The organism is Ferrimicrobium sp., from assembly GCA_022690815.1.
Lineage (GTDB): Bacteria > Actinomycetota > Acidimicrobiia > Acidimicrobiales > Acidimicrobiaceae > Ferrimicrobium.
In genome coordinates this window covers 38,881-59,409 of the sequence record JALCZJ010000002.1, presented here as the reverse complement: position 1 = coordinate 59,409, position 20,529 = coordinate 38,881, and the positions used below count along the sequence as shown (strand labels likewise).

Genomic DNA, 20,529 nt, shown 5'->3' with positions numbered 1-20,529 from the left:
ACCGTAGAACCCTCGACTGAAGAAGTTTTCTCGCTACTGGACTATGAAGCTCGCGAACAGGATTGACTCAACGGTGGCAAAGGGCTTATGCCCTGCGTGCAACACGGTGTTGAACGCATTCGCTAAGGTGGCCGCCGCTTGGGTTCTCCCAGTGGTCGGTAGGAGCTGGCTATAAGTCATGCTACCAAAGGTCAAAATGGCCGCATTGTTGAGTTTGGGCAGTTCCTTAGCGACCTCGGCTTTGGTATCTCCGGGCGCAAGCTCGAGGATCATCTGGGCCTGTACGATGTGACCATCGTTTAAGTTCGTGGTGATCGTTGGCATGGTGTAGGAGACGCTAGCCAGCTCCGCGGCCGTCTTTGCGCTCTTGGTCGACGCGGCCGGCTTCTTCAGAACGAAGAAGTAGGCGGCTGCCGCCGCGATGACGACCACCAGCCCGATGATCAAAAACTTGGCCTTCCCCTTCTTCTTCGGCTCCTCGGCCTGAGCCGCTGGTGGTGTCGCTGTCCTTGCTGCCATCGTCGGTGCCTCCTTAGAGTCGATTCGTACTTTGTGAATTGAGAATGACAACGTCTACCCGTCGGTTGAGCGCCATGTTCTGTGGAGTCGAGTTTGGAACGATGGGGTGCGTCGCGCCAAAGCCGGTGGCCGAAAGTCGATCGGCGTTGACACCATCCGTGCGCATCAGCTGTTCGAGGACGGTAACTGCTCGCACAGCGGAGAGCTCAAAGTTCGACGAGAAGGGTCCGCCATAGATCGGAGCTGAGTCGGTGTAGCCCTCCACATCGATATCGTTTGGCAACGGCTTGACGACCTGGCCAATGATGTTGACGACCTCACTGCCGACGGGTCCAAGCGAGGCTGAGTCGGTGTTGAAGAAAACCTTATCCGAAAGGAGTCGAACCACGACGCCTCGCTTTTCGACAGCGACCTGCACGTCGGAGGCGAGATTCGCCTGCTGAAGCGCCGCGTTGATCTGGGCTGCGATCTGTGCACTCTGCTGTTGGGCCGTGCTCGACGGGGTCCCACCGCCGGTTTGTGGAATGGAGATCTGTGGAGGACCAGGAGTAATGCCCGGGTGTGTGATCAACGAACGATGTTCCAACAGACCGGTCCCACCCTTCAATGCGGACTGGAGCTGCATCTGCGAGAAGGTCTGCAGCAAACCCGTCTTGAACTCGTCGAACTTTTTTTGCGAGATACTACTCATGGCAAAGAGGACGACAAAGAGCGCCAGCAACAGGGTGATCATATCGGAATAGGTAAGCAACCAGCGTTCGGAGTTCTCTGCCTCCGCCTCGCCCTCGGTACGTTTACCCATGATCTAGGCCGCCTTGCCCTTGTTCGGCTTCGGGGTCTCGCCGCCGGCCCGATCGGCCGGTGGGAGATAGGTCATGAGCTGTTGCTCAAGCAGTCGTGGCGACGAGCCACTCTGGATCGCGAGCGCCCCATCGACGATGAGGAGCTTTGCCATATGTTCCTGTTCAGCAAGGTGAGCAAGCTTGTTGGAGATCGGCAACCAGATGACATTTGCCGTCATCACGCCCCACAGGGTAGCGGTAAAGGCAGCCGAGATCGCAGGACCCAGCGTGTTCGGCGAGGAGAGGTTTGCCAACACGTGAATCAAGCCCATGACCGTGCCGAGGATGCCGAGCGTTGGCGCATAACCGGCCATGTCCTTAAAGAATTTGGCGCCAGCTTTGTGTCTTGAGCGCATCGCATCGATGTCGGCCTCGAGAATCTCCCGGATCTTCTCGCCGTCGACACCGTCGATGATGAGTTGGATACCACTCCGCAAGAACGGATCGGTGAGGTCTTTGGCTGCAGACTCCAAGGCCAGGACCCCCTCACGACGAGCCATCTCCGCGAACTTGACCAGCGTCTCCACAGTCTCCTCGGCCGTCAGCGACTTGGCGAGGATCGCAGACTTGAGGGCACCGACGATGCGGCCGACCTCCTTAAATCGGATTCCGGCCAACGAGACAAAGACGGTGCCACCGATGACCAACAACATGGCCGACGGCGCAATCAACGCCGCCGGGTTGCCGCCATCGAGGACCATCGCCACGATAACGGCGATCAGTGCGAATACGATTCCTACCGGGGTTGCAACATCCATGTCTACTCCAACTCACTTCCATGTACGACCATCAATGCGTGACGCTCTGCATCGACTGGATTCTGGCAGAAAATCCGAGCCTTGTACGCGATCACCACGTCGATCACATCCGCGACCGACTCCCGGACGACGAAGCACGCTCCCGTGGTGAGCGTGACCACCGTATCCGGGGTCGCTTCGATCTTCTCGATCAGATCAGCATTTAGAACTACTGTCGATCCTGACAGCCGAGTTACCTCGATCACAACGCACCTCCCATGTGCTTTTGCTAGCATCGGCACAAACCGCGGCTAGCTCAAGACCCAAAACGGGAGAGCTTTATGCCATCTGCACCAAGGCCTGGAGAACCGAGGCCGTCGTTGAGACCACCTTGGTGTTCGCCTGATAACCGGTCTGGGCGACGACGAGGTTGGTCAGCTCTTGGCCAAGGTTGACGTTCGACTCCTCGACCGATCCACCAACGAAGGTGCCCCGACCTCCGGTTCCGGCGACACCGAGCTGGGGGGTGCCTGAGTTGAGCGTCGACTGATACAACAGGTTACCCTGCTTAGCCAAACCCTCGGGGTTCACAAACAGCGCGCTTGCGATCTGACCGAGCACCTGTTTGGTCCCGTTGGCATAAGTTCCCTGCACCGTCCCATCCGAGCCGATGGTAAAGCCGGTCAACGCCCCCGATGGACTCCCGTCTTGGTTGGTCACCGCCAGGGACGAGGAGGTGCCAGCGAACTGGGTGACGGCCCCCGTCGAGCCAACCGCTGGAAAGTCGAGGTTCATCGTTGAGTTTGCGAGGTTGTTATACCCCGCATTCGCAAAGCCACCAATAGACAAGTTGTTAGTTCCATTGGATGACTCACTAACAGTGCTGACCTGACCGGTGGTCGAGTCAAAGGTAATCTGCTGTGAACTGGCTGCATTAGTACCCAAGGTCAACGGCTGAGCCCCGCTCAAGGTGGACCCTGGCGCCGGTGGAACTGTGGCCGAGACAGTCCAGGTATTGGCAGTTGTTGTCGAGGGCTTAAAGGTAAAGGTGATCGGGATCGGATCGCCCAACGAATCGTAGGCGGTGGTCGTCACCGTCACGGAGTTCGTGGCTCCTGCGGCCAAGTTGCCCCCGAGGGTGATGTTCTGGGTCTCCACTGGATTGGCCACCTGCCCTTGGGGGATGGTTATTCCGGTCAAGGGGCCGTTTTGATTAACCTGGCCATTGGCACCTGGCGCCCAGCCCTGCACAATCGCGCCGGTCGAGGTCACCAATTGGCCAGCGGCATCGAGTTGGAGTGCGCCATCGGTCGTGTAGTAGTCTTGCCCACCCTGGTTCACCACCAGGAAGCCGTTACCGGAGATCGCGAGGTCGGTTGCAACACCGGTCTGTTGCATGGTGCCGGGAGAGAAGTTCGTGTTGTTGCTCGCAACCCGAACACCTGAGCCCATCACGATGGGGTTGGTGCCACCCTGGGTGCCCACGGCAGGGGCGCCTGCATTCTGGGACTGCTGATAGAGCAGGTCTGCGAACTGGATCGAGGTTGCCTGGTAGCCGACCGTGTTGGAGTTGGCGATGTTGTTGGCGATGTTGTCAAGCCATTGCTGATCGGCGTTAATGCCGGTAATGGCTGCTGATAAGGACTTAGTCATGTGCTCCTCCTTGGAGTTCATCGGTTATCTGATTACGGTCATTCGTAGTGTCTCATCGCCGTGGGCGAAGGCTATTTGCGTTCACCACTGGCGGTCTCGACGAGGTTTGGTACGTAACTTCCATCGTGGCTCGGCTGCATTTCGACGACAACATCGTGGGGCTTAGCGGGTTTCGATGGCTGGGCTCTTGCTTCTTAGGGTGACTCAGCTACTCGACCCTCCGATCACCTTGCCCACGCCAGTCACCTCCGAGCTTGGGATCGCGGTGCCATTGATGTTGAGATTAAGTGCACCGTTGGCCATCGCGACTCCTGAGACGACGCCACTTCCCTGGGTGCCACTGGCAGTCGTGTAACTGACCGTCTGGCCGATCAGGTTGGCAGCGTTGACTACACCCTCTTGCGATTGGAGCGATTGGAGCTCGGAACTGACGCTGTTGAGCAGCTGCACCATCGAGAGACTCGATGTCTGTTGCACCATCGCCGAGGGGTCCATCGGCGAGAGCGGGTTCTGATTCGTCAGCTCCGTCACCAGGAGTTGGAGAAACTCATTCGACGACAACGAGGCGATCGAGTTATTTGAGGCCGTTGACGCGCTTGCATCAGAGCTGGCAGCCCCAGCAGCACTGGCAGCTCCAACGGAGCTAATTGGTAGGGTCATGCGTATTGATCTCCTTTCATGGTTACAGTCTTAGATCGATGAGCGAATGGGTACTGAGCCCGGCGGGCATCACGTCCGGTTGCGCCCTGAGGGCGTCGCTAGCCTGAACGAGGCCAGTCTCTTGTGTAGGGACCGACGGGCCAGGTTCGGGATGCCCACCTTGGTTACCGGTTTGTTGCCCACCAAAGCCCAGGTCACGGTTCAACAGGTTGGTCAAATCGCCCAGCTGTGCACTGACCATGCCCCTCGTGAGAGGATCGGCAACATGAATCAGCACCTGGATCTCACCGGCGTTCGACATCACCTGAAGTTGGAGCTGTCCAAGCTCCTTGGGCTCAAGCGAGATGGTGATCGTCCTCGGCAGATTGCCCTCCCGGACTACCTGCGCCACCACGGTGCCAAGTTGGCCCAACGGTGTGGACCCGATCGTCTCCGAGGTCCCACTCGCCAGCGGTGTCGCCAATGCGGACTGCGGGGTCAACGCCGTATCGGTGTGCCCTGCTGGCCCACCCGATGCGCTACTCGCTTGCACAGCGCCACGAAGCCCAGCGAGCTGGGAAAAATTCTGCTCGCTGGCGTCACTCGCGCCCCGACCGGTCGACCCAAGGGCCCTCACGTTAGTACCGGACTCGGCTTGCCCAAGGACCTTGGCATGCCCATGAGCCTTGGCGGACAGGACCTCGCCTCGTGCTGTGTCACCCCTTAGCTCTTGAACCTGTTCAACGCTCAGTTGCGACCCAGATCTGGTCTGACCCGACGCAGCCAGTGCCACCCCAAGCCCGTTCGTCGTAGCCGATGAAGACGGGATCGACGACGGAGTCGAGCCTGTCTGGCTCGCGATCTCGTCCGATACCCGGGTTGGCTTTGTTGGCTGCGGGGTGCCTTTCGCTGTACCACCAGCGTCGAGCGTCGCGGCGATCGATTGGTTGTACAAACGGCTTGCCCCGGGGGTGCTTGCAGTGCTCGACACCAGCACGGGTGCTGGACCCTCGTGTGATGTCGTATTGGGCGTCCCGGTTGCCTCGGAGCGACCTCTCCCAGCTTGCGAAAGCATCGGAGTCAAGGTCGTTCCCACCGGTATAGCTGGCTTACCCTTGGTACCCGCACCGGACACCGTCGTTGCAGGTGCCGTGGGCATGGCTCCAGCTGATGGGGGCACACCTCCAACGAGCGTAACGATCAAGGAGCCAGATCTCGTCGATTTGACATGGGCGGACTTTGCCGTTGTGGGCGGCTCGTCCTTAGGAGGTGTCTTGGCGGGGGTGAGCGTCGTCGTCACCGGAATGCCTCGCCCTGGTGTGTGCTGATTAGCGCCGTATTTTTGATGTTTTACCTGTGCCTGCACCTGTGCAAAGCTCGTCTCCGCGAAGTTGGAGGAGCCATTTGCCTGGGCGGCTCCCTTTGGCACACCCGGAGCAGCCTTGGGGGTGCTCACTGGAATCGCCTCAAGAAGCGGGGTACTAGCTGACTTAGCTACTGGTGACATTTTGACCTCCCATGAGTCCCATAACTTCGGTAACGTAATTCTCGGTTTGGGCATACGGCGGTATCCCTCCGTACTGCTCGACGGCTCCATCGCCGGCGTTATAGGCCGCAAGCGCAAGTGGTACGGATCCGAACTTGGCGAGTTTTTGCGCCAGCAGTTCGGCCGCCCCATAGATCGCTTGCGTTGGATCCATCGGATTCACCCCAAGCGATGCCGCCGTTTGCGGCATGATTTGCATGATCCCCTCGGCGCCGGCCGATGAGACCGCGGATGGATTCATCCCCGACTCCGCCGTAGCCACCGAGGTGAGCAGGTTGGCCGGGAGATTGTAGGCCTGACTCGCCGCGGCGAAGACAGGTGCAAGATCACTTGGTGCGCCATTCGACCCAATCCCAGCTGGCGTGACACTCGCCTGGGGTGCGACGCTACGGATCTCGGTAGGAGATCCAACCGGTTGGATCTGCACCGTCTGACCGGTCTCGGGTGCGTCGACCATGTACCCGTTGCCAAGATAGATGCCAACGTGGTAGGCAGGATTGCCATAGAAGACCAGATCCCCAGGTTGTGCATCCTGAATGGATGCAACCTGAGTCCCGACCTGCTCCTGTTGATCAGCGACTCTCGGCAGATCGATACCCGCCTGACCATAAGCCCACTGAACAAGCCCGGAGCAATCAAAGCCTGTTGAGGGTGACGAACCACCCCAGACATAGGGCACACCGATCTGACTCAAGGCATCCGCTACCGCCTGTGTCACCGGCGAGGCGGTCGAGGTCGTCGAGCTCACCGCGCTCTGACCGATCGCAGCCGAGGCGGTCAGCGATGGTGCGCTCGTTGATGGAGCGGCGATGAGGCCAGCGCTCGTGAGTCCAGTCGTAGACCCGAACGTGGATGCCCCTAGCGCGTCCGATATGGACCCACCGGTGACGGTACTCGAACCATTCGTGCTCGTCGTAGCAGCACTCGTCGAGGTCGTCGACGACGGGTCAAGGATCGATCCGATAGTCGATTGCACCTGATTGAGCGTCGCGAGGAACTCACTTGGGCCACTCGCCGTCGTGGCTTGGCTCGCGAGCTGGCTGAAGGCGTTGGAGAGATCGGTGAGTGCCGGAAGGGTCGATGGGATCGCATTCATAGGTGACTCCTCTCCTGACTGTCTTGTTGGGTGCCGTCTTGACGGATCCTGTCTTGACGGTTATAGATCTGGCGGGCAACGAAGAAGTCCAGGACCTCGGAGAGTTGGCGCCGATCCTCCATGCGAGCGAGTTCTCCATTAGTCGCGATTCGTAAATCCTCGAGCGTGCGACGGCGCGCGTCAAGCGAGATCAGCGCGCGTTCCTTGGTGCTTATCGTCTGGGCGGCCGCCAAGGCCGCTTGACCATGCTCCTGGGCCATCATCAGATGCTCAGGACCGAGATCGGCCAGATCACCACGGGCTTCAACCACCGACAGGTGATCATCCATCTCACGAAGTTCGTCGGCGCGAAGCTCAACCGCTCGGCGTAGCTCAAGGAGATGTTCCCAGCGTTCAATCTCGCCCATGCGAAGCAACAGCGTGAGTGCGCGGCGGCGTCCAACGAGGTTCATGACGACACCCCAAGGGTTTGGGCGAGTCTCGCCCACGTGGTTGTGGCCGGAGTGAGCTCCATCAGGTCCTGGGCGAACAGCCGTGTCAGGTTTGGCACTACTGCGAGCGCTCGGTCCACATCGACATTTGATCCAGCGACATAAGCACCTAGGTCAATCAGATCGCGAACCTGGTCGAGCTCGGCGTAGAGGCGTCGCGCCTCATGGGCAAGTGCTCGCTTGGGTTCATCCAAGATCGCGGTCTCGAGGCGTGAGATCGACTCAAGCACCGATACTGCAGGATAGAGCCCTCGCTGGGCCTGTGAGCGGCTCAAGACGATGTGGCCGTCGAGGACCGAGCGTGCCGAGTCGGCAATCGGATCATTGAGATCGTCGCCATCGACAAGGACCGAGTAGATCCCGGTGATGCTGCCCGTACTCGAGGTTCCCGCCCGCTCTAAGAGGCGAGCCATCAGGGCAAACACCGACGGTGGATACCCACGCACGCTGGGCGGTTCGCCAGCTGAGAGACCAATCTCGCGTTGGGCGAGACCGAGGCGGGTCAACGAGTCCATGACCAATAGCACCCGTTTGCCCTGGTCGCGGAACCACTCGGCGACACGAGTTGCCGCCAGGGCGGCACGGACCCTCAGCAATGGAGGGGCATCGGAGGTCGCGACGACGATGGCCGCCCTGGCGAGCCCTTCAGGGCCGAGATCGTGTTCAAGGAACTCCTTCACCTCTCGACCGCGTTCGCCAACAAGAGCCAGCACGATGACATCGACGTCGGCGCCTCGAATCATCATCGAGAGCAGCGAGGACTTCCCTACCCCAGCACCGGCAAAGACGCCGAGTCGTTGACCGATACCACAGGGCACCAGCGAGTCAACCACCCGAATACCCAACGAAAGCTGCTCGTCAATCAGGCTGCGATCCATCGGCGATGGAGCACGACCCTCGATAACGACGAGATCCTCAGGTGAAAGTGGCCCAAGCTGATCGATTGGTCGGCCTTCGGAATCGAGCACCCTGCCAAGCAGGGAGGGACCAACCGGAAACAGTGGCGGCCGCTTGAGCGACCAGGCGGCATTGCCGTAGCGAACCCCGGTCATCTCCTTGAAGGGCATGCAGATCAGACGCTGGTTATCGAGGCCAACCACCTCGGCGATCAGGGTCTTGGATCCGCCGAGATCCACGACGACGGCATCGCCGATACCAGCCTCGACCCCCTCGACCTCCAAGTGCATGCCGACGAGACGACAAACTCGTCCTCGCGGGGTGGGTTCAACGACGGAGAGGAGACGCTCGCGCATTATGTCAGGAATCATGTTGCCAGCTCCCCAACTCGTTGATCACGCGCTCAAAGGCGGTCGAAAGGCGGGCGTCAAAGACACGCGCCCCGGCCTCCACCACCAGATCATGAGGCCCGAACCCTTCCCCGACGACCGCCACCGCCTCAAGTCCCTGTTCGAGGAGTTTTGGCATCAGCGTCTGGTTCACAGCGTCCAGGTTGTCGCTAGCGACACGAACCAAAAAGGTCTCCTGGGTCGCCGCGGTCTCAGCGGTCTCCTCGACGATTTGGCGGATCCGCTCGATGGGTTGGGCAATATCAGTGCGAAGAATTCGCTCAGCCAACTCGATTCCAAAGCGTACGGTATCAGCAAGCTCCATGGCGAACTGCTGGCTTCTTGCCTGGTGGAGGCCACGGATGGCGCTATCGATCAACTCGTTGTTAGACCGAGAGCGCGCTATCTCCTCCTTCATCTCCCGATCGAGCATGGCTCTGGCGTGTTCGATTCCCTCATTGAAGGCCTCGCTTCTGACGGCTTCGAGCTCTTCGCGCCATTGAGTCGCCGAACGTGCGGGTGCGGAGGAGGCGTGCCCGATATCCTCGAGGACGCTGTTGACGGAGGGAAGGTCCAGACGAATGACCGCAGCTGGGTTGGATCGAGCCTCCATCAGTTGACCAACTCCTCGTCGGATCGTGCGATCATGATCTCACCGGCGGCCTCGAGTTCGCGAACCGCGCGGACAACGCCCGCTTGCGCAGCCTCAACGGTAGAGAGACGCACAGGCCCGAGGATCTCAATCTCCTCTTCGAGGTCAAGCGCGGCACGCTCAGAGATGTTGTTCATCACCTTCGCGACCATCGAAGGGGCAACCCCCTTCAGGGCAACCGCTAGATCCTTCGGCGAGACCTGCCGCAGCACCCGTTGTAGCGTCCGATCATCAAGCCTTAGGACATCTTCAAAGACAAACATCTGCTCGCGAATTCGGTCGGCAAGCTCAGGATCGACGGCATCGAGGTCGGATAAGATGCGGCGCTCGGTGGTCTGATCGATGTTGTTGAGGATCTCGACCACCGAACTCAAGCCACTGTGCATGGCCACTGGACCCGTCTTCGTCAATCCAGCGAGTTTTCGCTGAAGCACCACAGCGGTTTGCTCGACGATGACCGGATCGACACGGCTCAACAATGCAATCCGTCGAGTGATGTCGGCACGGACCTCGTCTGGCATGGCCGCCATCACCTCGGCCGCCATCGTGGAGTTGACGTGTGAGAGAATGAGAGCAACGGTTTGTGGGTGCTCCTCCTGCAAAAAGGAGGCCAATTGAAAGGATTCGACGTGCGAGAGGAACGAGAGTGGATTCTCGATTGAACGCCCCGAGAACTGAGCGAGGACCTCATCGGCCTCGCTCTTACCTAAACGCGCAGATAGAATTTCTCGAGCTGCGTCCATGCCACCTTGACCGACGGTCTTGACCGCGATCACTGACTCGACAAACTCCTCCATCAACTCTGCGATCGTCTCCTTGTCCAGATTCGGGAGTTTGGCGATCTCGAGTGTGAGCGCCACCGCCTCGGTCTCGCTCATGGAACGCAGGACCCGAGCTGCCAGCTCAGTCCCAAGCTGCACCAAAACGGCAGCGGACTTCTGTATGCCGGTGAGGTCCTTCGCTGTCGTCACTTGTTGCCTCGGGATCCCATCCAGATGCGCAGGAGCTTGGCGACATCGTCTGGTTGCTTATCGATGTAATCGAGCACATCGTCAGCGACGATCGGCTGGGCCGTCGGCATCGAGAGTGCAGGCATCAACTGGGTGGCATCACCCGGTCCCAACGCCATGGTCGGCGCCATCTCTCCCGCATCGAGGAAGAGTGGTTCGACCTCCGTTCGCGCGGAGGATCGGGCCATCAACAGGATGGCACCAATCACCCCTAGCACGAGCAAGAGAATCTTGCCCAGCGAGAAGATGGAGCCAAGTGGGTTTGATGCGGCTGGTGCAGTGGTTGTCTGGGTGGCAAAGGGCAAGGCGACCACACTCAAGGTGTCCCCTCTCTTTGGCACAACACCAGCTGCAGCTGCGACCATACTCTTGATCTTGGCGAGCGAGTACCCACCTTTGAGTTTCGAGTTGACCGCCACCGCGATCGAGAGGCGTTGCACCTGACCCGGTGCCTGCACCGTCGTCTGGTCAACCTGTCCCACGGCGTAGCTGTTGTTGGTTGAGTTTTGTTTATAGTTGCTGTTGGTGCCGTTACCCGCCACCGGAGTGACCGCACCGAGCGTGCCACCGGCCACCGTCCCCGCTCCGGTGAAGGTCTGGTTCTGGGTGCTGGACTGCGTGAGCGCTGATTGCGCCTTGCCCTTCACCGTCGGAATCTGTTGGGACTTGGTGGTGACCTGGTTCTCGTTTAAGGTAGCTGCCACGCGCACGTTGGCCTGATTGGGCCCGAGGACCGAGTCGAGCATCGACTGCAGTGAGGCCTCCATCGTGTTATCAAAAGCCTGGGCCACCGAATTCGTCCCGGTGCCGGTCACCCCTTGTCCGGGGGCGGCCAACACATCACCGTTTTGGTCGACCACCGTCACGCCGTTGGCATTCATGTTGGGGATCGCGGAGGCAACCAAGTGCACGATGGCCTGTACCTGGGTCGACGAGAGCGTCACACCGTTGTCAAGCGTCACGATCACCGATGCCGTCGGTGTCTGATTGCCGCCGACCGCAAAGACATCCGTTGGGGGCAACGCCAGGTTGACTTGTGCGGTCTGCACACCGTTGATCGCCTCAATGGTCTGCTCAAGCTGGCCTTGCAGTGCCGCCTGGTAGTCGGCCTGCTGGGTGATCTGGGAGGTGGTAATCCCGACGCTTGACAGCAACGACAGACCCACCGTCGAGTTCGCCGGTAGACCCGCCTGAGCCATCGCGATGCGCTCTTGATCGACCATATTTTGGGGCACCTCGATCACCGAGCCCGAATCTGCAAGCTGGTACGGCACACCAGCGCTCGTCAACTTCGCGGTGATCGAACCTGCGTCCGAGGCCGACAGGTTTGTGAACAACACCCCATAGGTCGGCTTTGAGGTCATTGACGAGACCACAAAGACGATCGCCACCACAATCGCAAGGCCAACCAGAACGACCGCCTTTTGACCCGTCGTGAAGCCGTCAGCAAAACGCTTCAGGCTCTTGGTGACGTTAGACAAGGTATCCGTCGATGCCATTACAACTCCCTACCCATACTTGATTGGTTACGTGAACGCATAGATGGCGACGGTTTAAAACTGCGTCGACATGACTTGGTTGATGGCGCTCACAGCCCCATTACGTAGTGCCACGACAAGCTGAGTCGCAAGCAACGACTCATTGGAGGCAACCATGGCATCGCTCAGGTTCGCCTGTCCGGTCGCCACCTGTTGCGCTTGGGTGGCCGCAGTTGCCTGCGTGCCCTGCAGCGAGTCGATGGCGTTACCAAGGATCTGGCCAAATGAGCTTGTACCGGTTGCTCCACTTGGCGCACTCGAGCCGATTGGGGGCAGGTTGGCACCAAGGCTTGAGGTGATCGCACCGATTGCGGGGACCATCAGTTCACGATCCCTAAGACGGAAAGATAGGCAGCCTTTGCCTGGCTGATGACCGAGGCATTTGCCTCGTAGCTGTACTGTGCCGTCACCAGATTGCCAAGCTCAGTACCGAGATTGATGCCTGGTTCCTTCACCATACCTTGCTTGTTCGCAAAGGTCGAGTTCGGATCATACTTGAGTTCGCCATTGGGCTTCGGTGTAACGATCGAGCTCACCTGCACACCATCTCCCAATGCATAGTTGGTAAAGTTCGGGATACCCGAGGAGTTCACCGATGGCTTTGGCGCGACAAACACCTCTTGCTCCTGATACTGAGGCTGGTTTACACCTGCAATGTCATTGGCATTTGCGATGTTAGAGCCAATCGTATCGAGCCATGTTTGCTCGGCATTGACACCTGTTCCTGCAATGTTGATAGCACCAAACAGTGACATTAGAACTGGCCTCCCATCGAACCTGAGAGAATCTGGAATTGGGTCGTCAACTGATCCGAAACCGCCTGATAGGCAAGCGCATTGTTTTGCAGTCGTACCAGCTGATTTCCGAGCGAAACGTTATTGCCATCCAATGACTCAGGGTTCGTTGATGGGCTCAACGTTACCGAAGCCGTACCGCCATTGGCGAGCGCATTGGACAGTGATGTCTGAAACGAGACATTCGACGCTTGAAATCCTGGTGTATTGACATTGGCCAGGTTGTTAGCGATCGCGTGCTGCTGGGACGTCAACCCATCGAGCGCAAACTGGAGAGCTTGAATCGAGGTAGAACCCACGGTACCGCCCTTTCAAGTAGGGCTATCCATAGCCTACTTCCGAGCGATCCGTGCTCGCAAGGTTAGCTTCGGTTACGCTGATTGTGGACTTAAATAACTTCTCACAATTCTCACCGCTTTGGGCGAAGTGAGCCCCAGAGTCCGCCCTTGAACGATTGCCACCACGCGATCAAATCCCAGCATCCAACGAATCGACCCTTTCGAACGTTGCACGATCAGCTATCATATACCGACAGCGACATTGGATGTGGTGGTGATAACTGGCCAAAGCATGCCTAAGCGAAGACATAGGCCATCACGACGATCGACCCAGCGTTTGATCGACCGTCATTAATTTTCCTGGTACCATGCTCGATGTACTAGATTTACTAGGACCTGGTACCACCACAACGCCAGTCAACACATCCAAACCACTGGTTCGATCCAAGATGCATCATCATTTGGCGCTGGGAGTTGACGGGTCATTACACGGCATTGGGCAATCTCATCAGTACCGAGCGACACGTGAGGTGATGTGTATCGGCGGGCATCACCTAGGGTGCTATGCGAGAACATCAATAAGGACGATTCGACTCGGATCTTTCATGCGCGAGTAACGCAACACGGTAGAGAATGCGGTCATCCGAGCACGGAGTTCGTCACTCAGTGCTTCAGTACGCACAACGAGTGCCTCCGAGCGAGCTTTGAGGTCCCGAGGAAGACGTGAGCTCGGCTGTGGATGGGCAAATGCCAACACCACCACGCGGCCACCATGAAGGGAGTCCTCGACTGCGTCGAGGTGCCGCTCATAGGCGTCCAAATATGCGATCCATTCATCCATTAACGCCGACCAATACCGCAGCCTGTCGCCAAGCATCCAACAAGGGACGCAGCACCTCTTCTGCCTCCATCAAGAGTTCGGGGTTCTTGGCCAGATTTGATCTCACCAATCGATCCAGCGCGTACTCGTAGAGGCGATAGACATCGCGAGCGCCCTCCCATACGTCGAGCGCCAGACTATCGCGAAGCAACGCCACGATCGTTTGCGCGTTTTTTAGCCCACAGTGGATCTCGTAGAGATCGTGCGTCTGATAGGCACGGTCAGCTCGAAGCAGCGCGCTCTCGAGAAGGTCGATGATCATCACGAGACGCGATGATGGTGATGCCGTCTCTACCGCGTGTTCCGCGTAGCTTCGCTTTCCAGAGTGAACCACCTCAGATCCTTTCTACCGACGCTAGGCGATCGCGATCGCACGGTCGTTTTTGTAGGGCAACGATCTTGATTGATCAACAAGCTCGGTTCCGTTCCCATAGTGTCGAACCGTAACGCCAGCATCTTGAGTTCTGTCGTGATGTTTTACCCCGCCACACCGACGTCTCTGACGCCTCGTCCAATCGCTCACATTGCCAACGCTCGGCGAGGCCAAGACGGGTGGTGAGCATCGCCGGTTCAGAAGTTCCAGTTGAGAATCTACAAACCAGGAACACCACCTGACAGACACGCACCCCTGGACCAAGGTCCCCGCAATCGCCGCTGCTCAAGCAGCCACAGAGACCAGAGACCCTCACAGGAATCCCCGATGACCCATCACAGGAGTACCTGACGTAAGCGGTCAAATGCGCGAAACCGTTGCACCATCAGAACGTTGTGAAGACACCGCTCCACCCCCCACCGAAGGGCAGCAGCTCGTCGATATTCACACGAGCAAGACCCAAGCGGCCAACGTCGCTCAATGTGTAGTCAGGTGGGAACGCCGTCTCCTCTCACCAGGCCCAATCGCTGCACGCCCTTGACCTGCCAAGCGAGCGGCGTGGCGGTATCATTGATCACAAAATCGCATCCCGTCTGATGGGCCTATCAAGCCAGCCAAGCAACGCGGACACCGTCGATCAACACTCGCGAAATGACGCGCAACCATTCCGCGCCTGGTCAACCACGATGCGATTCGTGTGCAGGGTTGTCATGTAGGCCACACCTCGGCAACCTCCCGCCAAATACCACGGATGCTTCATCAGCCGAGCAGCAGCATCGACACGGCATCGACATGTCCGTTGCTACCATCAGCCTAACAAGAGCTCGAGGATCTGGACTGCGTTGAGTGCGGCGCCCTTTCGAAGGTTATCCCCGGCAACAAAAAACGCAATTCCCTTCGGAGACGACCGATCGAGTCGGATCCGACCGACGAGCACTGGATCGACTCCCGCGCTTGCCAACGGGGTCGGAAGGTCCACGACCCGGCACTCGGGCTGATGTTCGAGCGCATCCACAAGCGCCTGGACCTCTGGCTGACCGTGGCACTCGGCGACGATCGCGATACTGTGCCCCGTGAAGACTGGCACCCGAACACAGGTGGCATGCACCTTCAGGTCAGCCAGCCCCAGGATCTTACGAGACTCGTTGATGAATTTCTCCTCCTCAGACGTGTCACCACCGTGGAGTTCACCGGCAAGTGGGATCACGTTACCGGCTAGGACGGCGGGAAACTTCTGTGGCGGGCCAAAGGTCACCGAGGCACCGTCGAAGGTGAGCTTGACAAGGTCTGGGCGCTGCAGCTGCTCATCGAGTTCAGCTACCCCGGCTTTACCGGCTCCCGACGCCGCCTGATAGGTCGAGGCGATGACCCGTTCAAGTCCAAAGAGGCGGTCGATCACAGCGAGCGGGGGCATCGCGATCATTGTGGTGCAGTTGGGGTTTGCGATGATTCCGAGCGGTCGATTCATGGCATCACCGGGATTAACCTCGGGCACCACAAGAGGTACCTCTGGATCCATTCGATACGCTGATGAGTTGTCGATCACGACAGCACCAGCCGAAGCAAACCGAGGAGCATGGCGCTGTGACGCCGTCGCGCCAATGGAGAAGAGGGCGTGATCGACGCCGGCGAGGTCGGCGGTTTCGACATCCTCCACCACAACAGAATGTTGACCACACAGTATCGTTGACCCTGCAGACCGAGACGAAGCAAAGAGCCGCAGATGATCAAAGGGGATGTTACGTTCCTCAAGAATCCGCAGCATGACCGTCCCAACCTGGCCAGTCGCACCGACGACCGCGAGGGTTCCTGCGCTTCTCATAGCCTGAACGCCTCGTGCAAGGCCTGCACCGCGGTCTCAAGATGGTCGGAGCGAATGACGCAGGAGATACGAATCGCCGAGGTCGAGATCATCTCGATGTTGATACCCTTGTTGGCCAATGTCTCGAACATCGTCGCCGTCACGCCAGGATTTGACTTCATGCCAGCACCCACCAGCGATACCCGGCCGATAGCGGCATCGACGATGACCTCACCAGCGTGAACCTGCTTCGCGACCTCCTCGGTGACCCTTTGTGCCAGTTCGAGGTCGACCTTGGGAGCGGTAAAGGAGATATCGGTGTGACCAGCGATCGACGTGTTCTGCACGATCATATCGACATTGATGCCCGCATCTGCGATGACCCGAAAAATTTGAGCGGCCACCCCCGGCTGGTCCGGTACCCGCAAGAGCGTCAGCTTGACCTCAGAGGCATCATGAGAGATCGCACTGACCACTGCCTGTTCCATCGTCTTCTCCTCTTCCACAACCCAGGTCCCTGGCTCCCAGGTAAAACTAGAGCGCACGTGCAGGTTCACTCCATAATTTCGCGCAAATTCCACCGAGCGAAGAGCAAGAACTCGCCCGCCAGAGGCCGAAAGCTCCAACATCTCTTCAAACGAGATCCGCGGTATCTTGCGGGCGCTCGGCACAACCCTCGGATCCGCCGTAAAGACCCCGGACACATCGGTGTAGATCTCACAGACATTGGCACCCAGGCTCGCGGCAATCGCCACAGCGGTCGTATCAGACCCCCCACGCCCGAGCGTCGTGACATTGCGCTCGGTCGAAACCCCTTGAAACCCGGCGATGACCGGCACCACTCCGGCGCCAAGCGAGGCTCTGATTCGGTCGGGTTTGATCTCGACAATCTTTGCCTTGGTGTGATCGGTATCGGTGATGATGCCGGCTTGTGACCCCGTGAAGGATTCCGCTAAGACTCCCAGTTCAGCAAGCGCCATGCAGAGCAGTGACACCGAGATCCGCTCCCCTGCGGTCAGGAGCATATCCATCTCCCTAGGAGGGATGGTGGCGCTGACATCGCCGGCGAGCCGAATTAGGTCATCGGTCGTCTTGCCCATGGCTGATACCACCACCACGACATCATCACCTCGACGCCTCGAGCGTGCAACGTAGTCAGCCACCGTCCGGATACGATCCGCATCAGCTACGGAGGTGCCACCATACTTTTGAATTATGAGAGCCACGCAAACAATCTACCAGGCCGATCCTCGCGGACCAAGAGGTGAATGGGCGTTCGTGCTACTAAAGTGTTGACGTGCCAAGCGAAAAGCGGGCTCGAATTCGAGCAAACCAACAGAAACTGAAAGAAGCCGAACAGGCGCGTGCCAAGCGTCGCAAGACGCTGCGCAATGGCGCCATCGTCGTCGTGGCTGCGATCGTAATTTTCGTCGGTATTTATCTTCTCACCAAACCGACCCCTAAGAAGACCGTGGCCGACCACAAGACGACCACCGCCAAGACGACTAGCTACCTGCTCCCCAACGGTTGTCCTAATCCAAACGCTACCATTCCGCGCAAGACCCATTTTAAGAAATATCCGCCAGAGTGTCTTAATCCGAAGGATCACTACCTCGCCGTGGTCAATACCACTGCCGGGACCTTCGACATCAAACTTGAGCCAAATCTTGGACCAAAATCAGCAAACAATTTCTACGTTCTGTCGCTCTATCACTTCTTCAACGGAACGACTTTCTTTCGCGTCATCCCAGGCTTTGTCATCCAGGGAGGGAGTCCGACCAACAACGACTTCGGAACACCGGGGTACAGCTTTGGCGATAAGAACCCCCCTGCCGGTTCGTACCACATCGGCACCGTGGCAATGGCCAACAGCGGCTCACCAAACAGCAATGGGAGTCAATTCTTTGTTGTCTCAGGCACAGCCGGCGAAAAGGAGTTAAGCGACACTTATAGCGTCTTCGGTCAGGTGACCAAAGGCCTCTCGGTCATCGCAAAGATCAATGCCGGCGGCAGCACCGCCAACAACGGTATCCCCCCAAAGACCACCTATAAGATCAACACCGTCACGATCCAGGTGACCAAGTAAGGTCCTGGGTCCGCCAGCGCTCCTGATCGAACGCTGGTAAAAAGAGACGCCGACAACGGAAGGAAGAACAGCATGCTCGGACGGAAGAAAGAGAATTACCCTTGCCCCGAGCCGGATGGCTCCAGCCCTCAGGTGACGAAGTTCGATGCCAGTCCATCATACTGTCTGGACGATGGCGCCTCCTATGAGGCAACTATGGAGACCAGCCATGGCACGATGCGCTTTGAGCTCCTTGTCAACCGTGCACCGATCACCGTCAACAGCTTCGTCTTCCTCGCTCGCTATCATTACTTTGACGGGATTGACTTTCACCGGATCATTCCAGGCTTTGTCGTCCAAGGGGGGGACCCAACTGGATCAGGGGCAGGAGGGCCTGGTTATCAGTTTCGCGATGAACTGCCCAACCCTGGCGAGTACCAGCGGGGAAGTCTTGCTATGGCAAACGCTGGCCCAAACACCAACGGGAGTCAGTTCTTCATTATTTCAGGACCGAGCGGTGTCTCCTTACCACCCCTCTACAGCCTGTTTGGCCAGTTGATCGAGGGGGACGAGGTCCTCACTGCACTGGATGCGGCTGGCTCACAGGGCGGCAAACCGAAGGAGCAATGCACCATCTCTTCGGTCACCATCCACAGTCTCTAAGGACCTGCGTCCTATCCCACCTACATTGTGGCAACACTCAGTACGATTTTGGATCTCGATAAGGTTTAGACCGTGCAAATCCTTGGTGAGAGGCACATCTACCAGGCGGCGGACCTCACCGTGCCTGCAGCACGTGGTCCACACGATTGGGAGCCATGTCGGCAACTATGCCGAATGGGCAGAGCTCGAGGCTGCTGCTTGAAGGCTTGGCCAACAGGCTAGGATTCCAGGCAAGACCAGTTAAGAGGTCTTGTTACGCCGGGCTATCTCAGGACCGGCTTGCACCCGTTGGCCACGATGTGTGCTGTCGCATCGCAGACACGGGATGGATGTGAAGGTCACGAGCGCTCCGGCGGCGGACTTGGCAAAGGTTATTGCCCCTGGTGCCAATATCTGGAGTACCTACCTGGACAAGGGCATAGTTTCGGACTATGCCAAGTATTCAAGTGCTATCGATATTCAGGCGCAAGGGTTGGAGAGTCGACCCAGCATCTATAAGGCGTTTGTTGATAGGGCAGCCGCATTAGCTCGCCACGCCAACCCCAAGATCGTCATCTATGCAGGGATCTCAACCAATCCGAGTGGACAGCAGGTGAGTGCTTCGACAATTGTGAGCGACATCGAGGCGACCCGGGATGTAGTCTCGGGTTATTGGTTCAACGTCCCGTCAGGGGGCGCAGCGTGTCCGCGATGCGGTGTTGGGGAGCCGACGGTGGCGGTGGCCGTCGTGCGTGACCTCAGTGCTCACTGATAGTAGAGCGCAACCGGCCTATGGCCTCATGATGCGACATGCGCCCAGTCCCCAAGGGCATATTCTTCTCGAAATGGCGCGTTTGGACGGTCGAGAGCGAGCGGTAACGTGTCCTGGTATTCCTCAAACGTCCAATCACTCTTGCGCAGTAACGTAACTTCCAACACGTCGTAGCCTATTACGCTACCAGCAATGGCTCGGGAGGCCCAGTTATTGGCATGAACGTGTACGACCTGATGGGTACGATAGAGCGAGTCCAACGAGGCAACCACCTTGGCTCGAAATTCACTTGCGGTAATAAATCGCAGCAGGTCATGGAGTTCGATGACGATCTGAGAGAACGGTGCCAGATCTCGGACAGTGAGCGTCGGAAGGATGTCCCACTCTCCACCCTCGATATCGATGTTGAGTAGGAGGTCGCTGCGATCCTGGTCTTGGTTAGCCGTTAGTGCATCGTATAGGCTCACAAACGTATCGTTCGTTGTCGCACCAAGACCCACACGTTTGAAAACCGTAGTGCCATTGACAGGTGGCGGTTGATCGATTGTGTGATCGAACTGATAGATCGTGTTCCCTCGACTCGCCATAGCCTGATCCCAGGTCACCTCCTGGCCAATGCCGAAGTTATACACAGTCGTGTCATCAAGTCCATGATCCACCATCACATAGCCACCGTCATTGTCACCGCCAACACGTACCCGTTTCGCCCCAACCGCAGTGGCTGGCTTGAGCCTGGCCTGAAGGTCGAGCAGCAACGTTGCATGTGTGGGACTGAAAAAGCGAGGCATCTGTTGGGCATGATCGAGCAGCATCGCCACCTTATGCTCCACGAGACCTTGCCGTTCGATAATTTGAGAAAGGATTGCTTGCAGTTGAGAATTGACTTCGTCCATTTTGGAATCTCCTTCGTTAGGT

The 20,529-nt window shown here is 58.2% G+C and carries 24 protein-coding genes and 1 pseudogene; 3 read left to right on the top strand and 22 right to left on the bottom strand.

Annotated features, from left to right (window positions below):
- Positions 1-33: 33 nt before the first annotated feature.
- The 21 genes and pseudogenes from MP439_01025 to MP439_00925 form a co-directional block, all read right to left on the bottom strand.
- Positions 34-519: a flagellar basal body-associated FliL family protein gene (locus MP439_01025; GenBank protein MCI2974648.1), complete on the bottom strand. Its 486-nt coding sequence runs from the start codon at positions 517-519 to the stop codon at positions 34-36.
- A gap of 13 nt (positions 520-532) precedes the next feature.
- Complete coding sequence (locus tag MP439_01020) at positions 533-1,321, bottom strand: flagellar motor protein MotB (GenBank protein ID MCI2974647.1); 789 nt, start codon at positions 1,319-1,321, stop codon at positions 533-535.
- 3 nt (positions 1,322-1,324) lie between these two features.
- Entirely contained in the window at positions 1,325-2,119 is a 795-nt protein-coding gene (locus MP439_01015; GenBank protein MCI2974646.1) for a MotA/TolQ/ExbB proton channel family protein, read from the bottom strand.
- A 2-nt stretch (positions 2,120-2,121) separates the two neighbouring features.
- Positions 2,122-2,364 (bottom strand): flagellar FlbD family protein, encoded by a 243-nt coding sequence (locus tag MP439_01010; GenBank protein ID MCI2974645.1) that lies wholly within the window; start codon positions 2,362-2,364, stop codon positions 2,122-2,124.
- Between the two features lie 73 nt (positions 2,365-2,437).
- Positions 2,438-3,751, bottom strand: coding sequence for a flagellar hook-basal body complex protein (locus MP439_01005; GenBank protein ID MCI2974644.1), 1,314 nt, complete (start codon positions 3,749-3,751; stop codon positions 2,438-2,440).
- Positions 3,752-3,955: 204 nt separating this feature from the next.
- Positions 3,956-4,411, bottom strand: a complete 456-nt coding sequence (locus MP439_01000; GenBank protein MCI2974643.1) for a hypothetical protein — start codon at positions 4,409-4,411, stop codon at positions 3,956-3,958.
- Between the two features lie 22 nt (positions 4,412-4,433).
- Complete coding sequence (locus tag MP439_00995; GenBank protein MCI2974642.1) at positions 4,434-5,897, bottom strand: flagellar hook-length control protein FliK; 1,464 nt, start codon at positions 5,895-5,897, stop codon at positions 4,434-4,436.
- Positions 5,881-6,393, bottom strand: coding sequence for a lytic transglycosylase domain-containing protein (locus tag MP439_00990; protein MCI2974641.1), 513 nt, complete (start codon positions 6,391-6,393; stop codon positions 5,881-5,883). Before MP439_00990 ends, MP439_00995 begins: the two co-directional genes overlap by 17 nt.
- Positions 6,394-6,402: 9 nt before the next feature.
- A pseudogene (locus tag MP439_00985) lies at positions 6,403-6,618 on the bottom strand (C40 family peptidase).
- Positions 6,619-7,028: 410 nt separating this feature from the next.
- A complete protein-coding gene (locus tag MP439_00980) occupies positions 7,029-7,484 on the bottom strand; it encodes a hypothetical protein (protein ID MCI2974640.1) in 456 nt (151 codons plus the stop codon).
- Positions 7,481-8,791, bottom strand: coding sequence for a FliI/YscN family ATPase (locus MP439_00975; protein ID MCI2974639.1), 1,311 nt, complete (start codon positions 8,789-8,791; stop codon positions 7,481-7,483). Before MP439_00975 ends, MP439_00980 begins: the two co-directional genes overlap by 4 nt.
- Complete coding sequence (locus MP439_00970; GenBank protein MCI2974638.1) at positions 8,781-9,422, bottom strand: hypothetical protein; 642 nt, start codon at positions 9,420-9,422, stop codon at positions 8,781-8,783. The genes MP439_00975 and MP439_00970 overlap by 11 nt, the downstream gene beginning before the upstream one ends.
- Positions 9,422-10,432: a flagellar motor switch protein FliG gene (gene fliG / locus MP439_00965; GenBank protein MCI2974637.1), complete on the bottom strand. Its 1,011-nt coding sequence runs from the start codon at positions 10,430-10,432 to the stop codon at positions 9,422-9,424. The genes MP439_00970 and fliG overlap by 1 nt, the downstream gene beginning before the upstream one ends.
- Positions 10,429-11,970 carry a flagellar M-ring protein FliF gene (fliF, locus tag MP439_00960; protein MCI2974636.1) on the bottom strand — a complete coding sequence of 514 codons (1,542 nt, stop codon included), beginning with the start codon at positions 11,968-11,970 and terminating at the stop codon, positions 10,429-10,431. The genes fliG and fliF overlap by 4 nt, the downstream gene beginning before the upstream one ends.
- Positions 11,971-12,024: 54 nt before the next feature.
- Positions 12,025-12,330 (bottom strand): flagellar hook-basal body complex protein FliE, encoded by a 306-nt coding sequence (locus tag MP439_00955; protein ID MCI2974635.1) that lies wholly within the window; start codon positions 12,328-12,330, stop codon positions 12,025-12,027.
- Complete coding sequence (locus MP439_00950) at positions 12,330-12,764, bottom strand: flagellar basal body protein (protein MCI2974634.1); 435 nt, start codon at positions 12,762-12,764, stop codon at positions 12,330-12,332. Before MP439_00950 ends, MP439_00955 begins: the two co-directional genes overlap by 1 nt.
- Complete coding sequence (locus MP439_00945) at positions 12,764-13,102, bottom strand: flagellar basal body protein (GenBank protein ID MCI2974633.1); 339 nt, start codon at positions 13,100-13,102, stop codon at positions 12,764-12,766. Before MP439_00945 ends, MP439_00950 begins: the two co-directional genes overlap by 1 nt.
- Before the next feature lie 541 nt (positions 13,103-13,643).
- On the bottom strand, positions 13,644-13,922 hold the full coding sequence (locus MP439_00940; GenBank protein MCI2974632.1) for a hypothetical protein: 279 nt from the start codon (positions 13,920-13,922) through the stop codon (positions 13,644-13,646).
- Positions 13,915-14,295, bottom strand: a complete 381-nt coding sequence (locus MP439_00935; protein MCI2974631.1) for a flagellar protein FliS — start codon at positions 14,293-14,295, stop codon at positions 13,915-13,917. The genes MP439_00940 and MP439_00935 overlap by 8 nt, the downstream gene beginning before the upstream one ends.
- An 847-nt stretch (positions 14,296-15,142) precedes the next feature.
- Positions 15,143-16,156, bottom strand: a complete 1,014-nt coding sequence (locus MP439_00930) for an aspartate-semialdehyde dehydrogenase (protein ID MCI2974630.1) — start codon at positions 16,154-16,156, stop codon at positions 15,143-15,145.
- Entirely contained in the window at positions 16,153-17,361 is a 1,209-nt protein-coding gene (locus MP439_00925; GenBank protein ID MCI2974629.1) for an aspartate kinase, read from the bottom strand. Before MP439_00925 ends, MP439_00930 begins: the two co-directional genes overlap by 4 nt.
- A 71-nt stretch (positions 17,362-17,432) precedes the next feature.
- Between MP439_00925 and MP439_00920 the strand changes: the two genes are divergently transcribed.
- The 3 genes from MP439_00920 to MP439_00910 all read left to right on the top strand — a co-directional run bounded on the left by MP439_00920 (position 17,433) and on the right by MP439_00910 (position 19,614).
- The gene (locus MP439_00920) at positions 17,433-18,221 is read left to right on the top strand and encodes a peptidylprolyl isomerase (protein MCI2974628.1); all 789 of its coding nucleotides are present in this window, start codon (positions 17,433-17,435) and stop codon (positions 18,219-18,221) included.
- Positions 18,222-18,293: 72 nt separating this feature from the next.
- Positions 18,294-18,863, top strand: coding sequence for a peptidylprolyl isomerase (locus MP439_00915; GenBank protein ID MCI2974627.1), 570 nt, complete (start codon positions 18,294-18,296; stop codon positions 18,861-18,863).
- A 331-nt stretch (positions 18,864-19,194) separates the two neighbouring features.
- Positions 19,195-19,614 carry a hypothetical protein gene (locus MP439_00910; GenBank protein ID MCI2974626.1) on the top strand — a complete coding sequence of 140 codons (420 nt, stop codon included), beginning with the start codon at positions 19,195-19,197 and terminating at the stop codon, positions 19,612-19,614.
- A 26-nt stretch (positions 19,615-19,640) separates the two neighbouring features.
- Here the strand turns inward: MP439_00910 and MP439_00905 are convergent, their stop codons facing one another.
- Positions 19,641-20,507 carry a hypothetical protein gene (locus MP439_00905; GenBank protein ID MCI2974625.1) on the bottom strand — a complete coding sequence of 289 codons (867 nt, stop codon included), beginning with the start codon at positions 20,505-20,507 and terminating at the stop codon, positions 19,641-19,643.
- Positions 20,508-20,529: the final 22 nt, after the last annotated feature.

What these genes read in the sequence shown, in the direction of transcription:
- MP439_00990 (MCI2974641.1), bottom strand. Translation starts at nt 6,393, where the DNA reads ATGGTCGACGCACCCGAGACCGGTCAGACGGTGCAGATCCAACCGGTT.
- MP439_00995 (MCI2974642.1), bottom strand. Translation starts at nt 5,897, where the DNA reads ATGTCACCAGTAGCTAAGTCAGCTAGTACCCCGCTTCTTGAGGCGATT.
- MP439_00980 (MCI2974640.1), bottom strand. Translation starts at nt 7,484, where the DNA reads ATGAACCTCGTTGGACGCCGCCGCGCACTCACGCTGTTGCTTCGCATG.
- MP439_00915 (MCI2974627.1), top strand. Translation starts at nt 18,294, where the DNA reads ATGCTCGGACGGAAGAAAGAGAATTACCCTTGCCCCGAGCCGGATGGC.
- MP439_00905 (MCI2974625.1), bottom strand. Translation starts at nt 20,507, where the DNA reads ATGGACGAAGTCAATTCTCAACTGCAAGCAATCCTTTCTCAAATTATC.
- MP439_00970 (MCI2974638.1), bottom strand. Translation starts at nt 9,422, where the DNA reads ATGGAGGCTCGATCCAACCCAGCTGCGGTCATTCGTCTGGACCTTCCC.
- MP439_00940 (MCI2974632.1), bottom strand. Translation starts at nt 13,922, where the DNA reads ATGGATGAATGGATCGCATATTTGGACGCCTATGAGCGGCACCTCGAC.
- MP439_01015 (MCI2974646.1), bottom strand. Translation starts at nt 2,119, where the DNA reads ATGGATGTTGCAACCCCGGTAGGAATCGTATTCGCACTGATCGCCGTT.
- MP439_00930 (MCI2974630.1), bottom strand. Translation starts at nt 16,156, where the DNA reads ATGAGAAGCGCAGGAACCCTCGCGGTCGTCGGTGCGACTGGCCAGGTT.
- fliF (MCI2974636.1), bottom strand. Translation starts at nt 11,970, where the DNA reads ATGGCATCGACGGATACCTTGTCTAACGTCACCAAGAGCCTGAAGCGT.
- MP439_00975 (MCI2974639.1), bottom strand. Translation starts at nt 8,791, where the DNA reads ATGATTCCTGACATAATGCGCGAGCGTCTCCTCTCCGTCGTTGAACCC.
- MP439_01020 (MCI2974647.1), bottom strand. Translation starts at nt 1,321, where the DNA reads ATGGGTAAACGTACCGAGGGCGAGGCGGAGGCAGAGAACTCCGAACGC.
- MP439_00950 (MCI2974634.1), bottom strand. Translation starts at nt 12,764, where the DNA reads ATGTCACTGTTTGGTGCTATCAACATTGCAGGAACAGGTGTCAATGCC.
- MP439_01000 (MCI2974643.1), bottom strand. Translation starts at nt 4,411, where the DNA reads ATGACCCTACCAATTAGCTCCGTTGGAGCTGCCAGTGCTGCTGGGGCT.
- MP439_00955 (MCI2974635.1), bottom strand. Translation starts at nt 12,330, where the DNA reads ATGGTCCCCGCAATCGGTGCGATCACCTCAAGCCTTGGTGCCAACCTG.
- MP439_01005 (MCI2974644.1), bottom strand. Translation starts at nt 3,751, where the DNA reads ATGACTAAGTCCTTATCAGCAGCCATTACCGGCATTAACGCCGATCAG.
- MP439_01025 (MCI2974648.1), bottom strand. Translation starts at nt 519, where the DNA reads ATGGCAGCAAGGACAGCGACACCACCAGCGGCTCAGGCCGAGGAGCCG.